Here is a 6,655-nt window from a genome sequence, read left to right on the forward strand (position 1 = left end):
GGGAGCCGCGCCACCGCCATGACGCCCCGACCCAAGCCGCGCGCCGCGCGCGACACCTCCCCGGCCTCCGGTCCCGCCCGCGACACGAGCGGCGTCGCGCCGCCCGCCGACCCGCCGCTGACCGAACGCCAGGAGGCCCGGCGCCGGGCCATCCTGCGAGCGGCGACCCAGCTGGCCGGCAAGGGCGGCTTCGAGGCCGTCCAGATGCGCGAGGTCGCCGAGACGTCGCAGGTCGCGCTCGGCACCCTCTACCGCTACTTCCCGTCCAAGATCCACCTTCTGGTCGCCACGATGCAGGACCAGCTCCAGCGCCTGCACCGCACCCTGCACCGCAACCCGCCGGCCGGCGACAACCCGAGCACCCGGGTCGCGGACACCCTGATGCGCGCCTTCCGCGCCCTCCAGCGCGACCCGCTGCTCGCCGACGCGATGGTCCGCGCGTTGATCTTCGCCGACCGCTCGGTCAGCGCCGAGGTGGACACGGTCTCCCGCCTCACCACGGCGATCATCCTGGACGCCATGCGACTGGACTCCCCGCCCACCGCCGACCAGCTCTCCGCCGTGCGGGTCATCGAGCACACCTGGCACTCCGCCCTGGTCACCTGGCTCTCCGGCCGCGCGTCCATCGCGCAGGTCCGCCTCGACATCGAGACCGCCTGCCGCCTGATCGCCGAGGACTGACACCGGCGCCGCGCCCGGGGCAGCCCCTGCTTTCCGGCCATCCAGCGGATGGCCGATACCCGACCGGGCGTTTCAGGTCAGGAAACTCCCCCGGCCCTTCACGGTCTTCACAACCCCCTCACGCCATGGTGGCATGTGCATGCCTCGCCGGGGCCTGACCCGCCCCGGCAACCCACACCCCCGAACGAATGGAGTTGCCATGCCTCGTGCCGTGGTCGTCGCGGGAGCAGCGCTGGCTCTGTTGGCCACCGCTCCCCACGCCCAAGCGTCCGGCGGGATCGAGGCCCCGCCGGACAAGATCGTCATCGAGCTGGCCACCGTCAACGGCTCCGGCTGCCGCCCCGGCACCACCGCCGTCGCCGTCGCCCCCGACAACACCGCCTTCACCGTCACCTACAGCGAGTACCTCGCCCACGTCGGCCCCAACTCCTCACCGACCGACTTCCGCAAGAACTGCCAGCTCAACCTCCGCGTCCACGTCCCGCACGGCTTCACCTACGCCGTCGCCCGCGCCGACTACCGGGGCTTCGCCTCACTCCAACGCGGCGCCTGGGGCGAGCAGCGCGCCAACTACTACTTCCAGGGCATGCCCGAGACCGTCCAGAAGAACCACCGGTTCAACGGCGCCTACAACGACAACTGGCAGGCCAGCGACGTCACCGACGTCGCACAACTGGTCTGGGCGCCCTGCGGCGAGAAGCGCAACTTCAACATCAACACCGAACTGCGCGTGAACCGCGGCTCGTCCAACCCGGCCACCACCAGCTTCATGGCCATGGACTCCACCGACGCCAGCGTCAGCACCGAGTACCACCTCGCCTGGAAAACCTGCCCCCGCAAGTAGCCCACTCCCCGGCCCCGGTGTCCCCGGCCCACACGGCCGGGACACCGGGGAAGCGTGCCCACCCCTACAACGCCTCGTCGCGTTCACTCCGACGCGGACCGACACACACGACAAGCGCGAGCCCGAACACCCACAGCCCGGCAGCCACCAGCGTCGCGCCGAGGTTGCCGCCCGGCTGGATCGGCCAGGCCCAGAACTCCGGCGTGTTGTCCGGGCCGACGCCCAGCAGCAGCGTCGGCCCCACGGTGACCAGCGGCAGCAGCCACGCCAGGCCGCTGCCGAACAGCCGGGCACTGATCATCGCCAGCCCGAGGAACCCGACCACGTTCCGGACGGAACTCGCGAAGACGTGCCCCGGCAACCCGGCCAGCAGTGGCACGGCCGTCCAGACCAGTCCCACCGCCGTCAGCAGCAGCACGTGCAGCGACTCGTACCACCGCAGCAAGCGCGCCGCGCCCTCCTCCAGCACCGCCATCGGTGAGAAGAGGGCCGTCCCGAGCACCACCGCGTGCGCCACCGGCACCACGGCTGCGATCGGCACGCTGTAGTCGGTGAGATAGCGGATATCGGGCACCTCCAGGGCGCGACCGGCCAGCGCGACCGCGACCAGCGCCACCACCGCCCCGCACAGCACGGCCCTGGGCAGTTCACGGCCCCTGGCGAACAGGACGACCGGCCTCACCGGGGCAGCCCTGGCAGCGGTCGGCAACCACGCACGCTCTCGACCGCCTTGCCGATCCACGCGTCCTGCTCGGCGCGCGGCGCGGTCACGACCTTCTCGACAGCCGCCGCGAACTCCTCGCCGTAGTAGTCGTACGGCGCCTCGGCGCGGTGGTGCACCACCGCCACCAGCAGGAAGTCGTCCGGCAGACCCCCGGCCGCCTTCGACCCCTCCCGCTCACAGCCCTCCGGGGGCCGTGGCATCGCGGCGGCCAACAGGTCGCGGCTCAGCCTCCGTACACCCACGTCGGGCGTCATGACGGCGAACTCGCCGGACTCGCCCGCCACCCGGCCCGGATCGAGCCACTGCTCGTTCAACCGCCGGTTGAAACCCTCCAGCGGTCCGAGCGCCGCGTCCACGTCGGCGACGGCGCGTTCCAGCCGGGGCAGCAGATGGCGGTTGGCCGGCCACAGACACGCGGTAGTGCGTCCGGTGGTGGCGCAGGGCGGGTCATCGGGCTGGAGCGCCGCCGCCGCCCACGGCGTCGCCTTCTCCGGGAGCGCCACCAGCGCAGCAGCCGCCCCGAGGGCGACCACCGCCACCGGGATCACGCCCCACCGTCGGGGCGACACCACCGGACGCCGCGCCAGCGCCGGAACGGCCAGTACCGCCCCAGTGGCGGCCAGACACCACGTCGCCGACGTCAGCATCAGCGCGGTGTCGGGGACGAGGGACCCGGCCCAGTGCTCGTCGACGGCCGGCGCGAACCGGCCGATCCCGGAGCCCGGCGCGAACGCGGCGGCGACGAACAGCGCGTACCAGAAGGCGCCAACCGCCGGCGCCATCAGCCGGGACGGCAGCAACGTGCCGACCACCACACCCACCGCGATCTGGAGCGCCAGCATCGCCGCGCCCAACAGCAGCGGCTCCCACACGGGTGCGAACTCGTCGCTGACGCCGGCCGTGCGGCCGAAAGCGATCACCACGTGCAGTACGTAGGCGAGCAGCGTCCACAGCCAGACGGACGCCCAGAGCAGCAGTGCCTGGCTCCAGCCGCCACGCGCGGCGGTGTCGGTCCACGGCCGGGTGCGGTCCCGCTGGCCTCGGCTGGCCGTCCAGCAGGCAGTGGCCGCCAGCACGGATCCCATGACGATCACGCCGAAGAGCTGCACGACAATGCTCGTGTCCGCCCACCAGCCGATCCAGTCGCTCTCCGCGCGGTCCTCCAGGAGGAGGTACAGCGCGCCGATCAGCGCCATCAGCGGCGCGACCCTGCCCGCCTCGCCCCGGCGCATCTCACTCCACAGCACGCGGATCACCGCCCGGCCTCGCCCGGCTCGGCGCCGTCGGTACCACCGGCGAGGTGCAGGTATCCCGCCTCGACGCCGCCGCCGTCGACCTTGCCGTCCCCGACGAGCGCGCACAGCTCGCCGACCGTGCCGGTGAACCTCACGCGTCCCGCGAGCAGCACCGACACCCGGTCGCAGACGTGCGCGACGTCCTCGGCCAGGTGGGTGCTGAGCACCACCGCGGACCGCTCGCCGAGCCGTTCGATCAGCTCCCGGAACCCGACCCGTTGGGCAGGGTCGAGGCCGACGGTCGGCTCGTCCAGCAGGACGAGTTCGGGCTGGTTCACCACGGCCTGCGCGATGCCGACGCGGCGCAGCATGCCGCCGGAAAGCTCCCGCATCCGCCGGTCGCGGTACGCGGTCATGTCGACAAGCGCCAGCGCGTCGGCCACCCGGCGGGCGCGGTCGCCCGCCGGAACGTTGCGCAGCCACGCCGCGTACGTCACGAACTCCTCGACGGTGAAGCGTGGGTGGTAGCCGAACGACTGCGGCAGCACGCCGATCCGCTCCCGCAGCCGCCTCACCCGGGCCCGTCCCCCGGCCTGCTGACCGAGCAGCGTCACGCTGCCCTCGTTCGGTGTGCGGGCGGTGCTCAGCAGGGACAGCAGCGTGCTCTTGCCCGCGCCGTTCGGCCCGAGCAACGCGGTGACGCCGGCCGGAAAGCCCAGCGACACCCGGTCAAGGGCGACCACGGTCCGGTACCGGACCGTGGCCCCCTCGACCACCGCCACCGCATCACCCCCGGCCAACACCCCGCCGACGTCCACTTGCCCCATACGGCCGGTTTCCACGTCGTTCCCCCTGTCTTCATTTGTGCTGGTCGCCCCCGACGATACTCACCCGCTCCCTGGCCCGGGACCGCGGTCGCGCCGTGAAGTCGCGTGCGGAAAAGCGGCGTTCACCTACCGGGTCGAAGAGCCGCCGCCGGGGAAGGCGGCGCTCCCGGGTGGTCTTCCGTGAAGTGTGGAGTGGGGGCCATGTGGTGTTCACCGGGCGTACAGGCCGGCCCGGCGTGATGGGGGTGCTTGTTCAGACAAGTGATCGTCCCCATCGCCTTCGGGAGAGAACGTGTACAGACCCTCCGTCCGTGGCGCGGCCGTCGTGGCCGGCCTCGCGGCACTCGCCACCCTCACCGCCTGCGGTGCCGCGCCCGACGAGGCGACCGGCGCCGCCGGCAAGGCCAAGGCCAAGGCCGCCACCGCCACCTCCGCCGAGGACTTCGGCGGCATGGACGAACTGGTCGCCGCCGCCGAGAAGGAGGGCAGGCTCAACGTCATCGCGCTGCCCCCGGACTGGGCCAACTACGGCGAGTTGATCAAGCGCTTCCAGGAGAAGTACAAGATCAAGATCAACAGCGAGAACCCGGACGCGTCCAGCGCCGACGAGATCGCCGCCGTCAAGGCCCGCAAGGGACAGAAGCGGGCGCCGGACGTGCTGGACCTGGGCATCGCCTTCGCGCGCAGCGGCGCCGACGAGGGCCTGTTCGCGCCGTACCGGGTGGAGGCCTGGGACAAGATCCCGGACAGTCAGAAGGACGCCGACGCCCGCTGGTACAACGACTACGGCGGCTACGTCTCCATCGGCTGCGACGCCAAGCGCATCAAGAAGTGCCCGGAGACCTTCGCCGACCTGCTGAAGCCCGAGTACAAGGGCAAGGTCGCCCTCAACGGCAACCCGACGAAGTCCGGTTCGGCGTTCGGCGGCGTGTACGCGGCGGCCCTCGCCAACAAGGGGTCCTTCGGCGACATCCAGCCCGGCATCGACTTCTTCGGGAAACTGAAGAAGAGCGGGAACTTCATTCCCGTCGAGTCGACGCCGGCCACCGTCGAGAAGGGCGAGACGCCCATCAGCATCGACTGGGACTACCTGAACGCCGGCTACGCCGACCAGTTCAGGGACAAGGGCGTCGACTGGAAGGTGTCCATCCCCAGCGACGGCGTGTACGCCCAGTACTACTCGCAGGCCGTGAACAAGGAGGCCCCGAACCCGGCGGCCGCCCGGCTGTGGATGGAGTTCCTCTACAGCGAGGAGGGCCAGAACCTGTGGCTGAAGGGCTACGCCCGCCCGGTGCTGCTGCCCGCGATGACCGAGGCCGGCACGGCCGACAAGACGTTTGTCGCCAAGCTGCCGCAGGTCGAGGGTGAGCCGAGCTTCCCGTCCTCCGAGGAGTTGGACAAGGCCAAGGAGACCCTCGCCGAGAAGTGGGACAAGGCACTCTCCTGATGTCCGACCATTCCCCCGCCCCCACCGCCGCCGGCGGCACCGTCCGCCGGCGGCGCGGGCCGCGCACCTGGCTCGCCGCGCTGCCGCTGCTGGTCTTCACCGGACTGTGCTTCGGGGTGCCGCTGGTCGCGCTGCTGTACGGCGCGGTCACCCGCACCGACCCGGACGGCGGCACGGTGTTCACCGGCGAGCACCTGCAGCGCTCGCTCCAGGGCCCGTACCTGAACTCGCTTGTCGGCAGCGTGCAGTTGTCAGCCCTGACCGCGCTGATCGGCGGTGTGCTGGGCGTGCTGATCGCCCGCGCCGTCGTCACCTCCCGGTCGGGCGCGCTGCGCAACGCGGTGCTGACGGCCTCCGGTGTGCTCGCCAACTTCGGCGGGGTACCGCTGGCGTTCGCGTTCATCGCGACCCTCGGCATCTCCGGCGTGGTCACGCAGCTCGCCGACCTCGGCTCGCTCGGCTGGAACCTGTACTCCTTCACCGGCCTGGCCGTCGTCTACCTGTACTTCCTGACACCGCTGATGGTGCTGGTGACCATCCCCGCCATGGACGGGCTGCGATCGCAGTGGCAGGAGGCCGCGCAGAACTCCGGCGCGTCCACCTGGCAGTTCTGGCGGCACGTCGGACTGCCGGTGCTGACGCCGTCCCTGCTCGGCGGCTTCGTTCTGCTCTTCGGCAGCGCGTTCGCCGCGCACGCCACGGCCGCCGCGCTCGTCGGCGGCTCGGTCCCGCTGGTCACCCTGAAGATCGCGGACGCGCTGGCCGGGAACGTCCTGGTCGGCCAGGAGAACGTGGCGCTCGCGCTGAGTCTCGACATGATCCTCATCGCCGGCCTGGTGATGGCCGTGTACCTGCCCCTTCAGCGACGGAGTGCCCGATGGCTGCGCTGACCCCCAC

Annotated in this window: 7 protein-coding genes; 4 read left to right on the forward strand and 3 right to left on the reverse strand. The window is 71.7% G+C overall.

The annotated features are described in order from the left end of the window. Nucleotides 1-18: 18 nt before the first annotated feature. Nucleotides 19-681 carry a TetR family transcriptional regulator gene (locus GL263_RS18625; RefSeq protein WP_182856858.1) on the forward strand — a complete coding sequence of 221 codons (663 nt, stop codon included), beginning with the start codon at nt 19-21 and terminating at the stop codon, nt 679-681. Between the two features lie 199 nt (nt 682-880). After that, entirely contained in the window at nt 881-1,525 is a 645-nt protein-coding gene (locus GL263_RS18630) for a DUF4360 domain-containing protein (protein WP_182856859.1), read from the forward strand. A 64-nt stretch (nt 1,526-1,589) separates the two neighbouring features. Here the strand turns inward: GL263_RS18630 and GL263_RS18635 are convergent, their stop codons facing one another. Genes GL263_RS18635 through GL263_RS18645 form a run of 3 tightly spaced genes read right to left on the reverse strand, consistent with a single transcriptional unit; the run spans nt 1,590 to nt 4,311 of the window. Next, the gene (locus tag GL263_RS18635) at nt 1,590-2,207 is read right to left on the reverse strand and encodes a hypothetical protein (RefSeq protein ID WP_182856860.1); all 618 of its coding nucleotides are present in this window, start codon (nt 2,205-2,207) and stop codon (nt 1,590-1,592) included. Next, nucleotides 2,204-3,496 carry a hypothetical protein gene (locus GL263_RS18640; RefSeq protein ID WP_182856861.1) on the reverse strand — a complete coding sequence of 431 codons (1,293 nt, stop codon included), beginning with the start codon at nt 3,494-3,496 and terminating at the stop codon, nt 2,204-2,206. Before GL263_RS18640 ends, GL263_RS18635 begins: the two co-directional genes overlap by 4 nt. 5 nt (nt 3,497-3,501) lie before the next feature. Next, nucleotides 3,502-4,311: an ATP-binding cassette domain-containing protein gene (locus GL263_RS18645; protein ID WP_194377688.1), complete on the reverse strand. Its 810-nt coding sequence runs from the start codon at nt 4,309-4,311 to the stop codon at nt 3,502-3,504. A gap of 292 nt (nt 4,312-4,603) precedes the next feature. Here GL263_RS18645 and GL263_RS18650 point away from each other — a divergent pair, with 292 nt between their 5' ends. Next, the gene (locus tag GL263_RS18650; protein ID WP_323379466.1) at nt 4,604-5,758 is read left to right on the forward strand and encodes an ABC transporter substrate-binding protein; all 1,155 of its coding nucleotides are present in this window, start codon (nt 4,604-4,606) and stop codon (nt 5,756-5,758) included. Further along, a complete protein-coding gene (locus GL263_RS18655) occupies nt 5,758-6,648 on the forward strand; it encodes an ABC transporter permease (protein WP_182856862.1) in 891 nt (296 codons plus the stop codon). The genes GL263_RS18650 and GL263_RS18655 overlap by 1 nt, the downstream gene beginning before the upstream one ends. The last annotated feature ends 7 nt before the right edge of the window (nt 6,649-6,655 follow it).

It is taken from the genome of Streptomyces durbertensis, assembly GCF_014156695.1.
GTDB classification, from domain to species: Bacteria; Actinomycetota; Actinomycetes; order Streptomycetales; family Streptomycetaceae; genus Streptomyces; species Streptomyces durbertensis.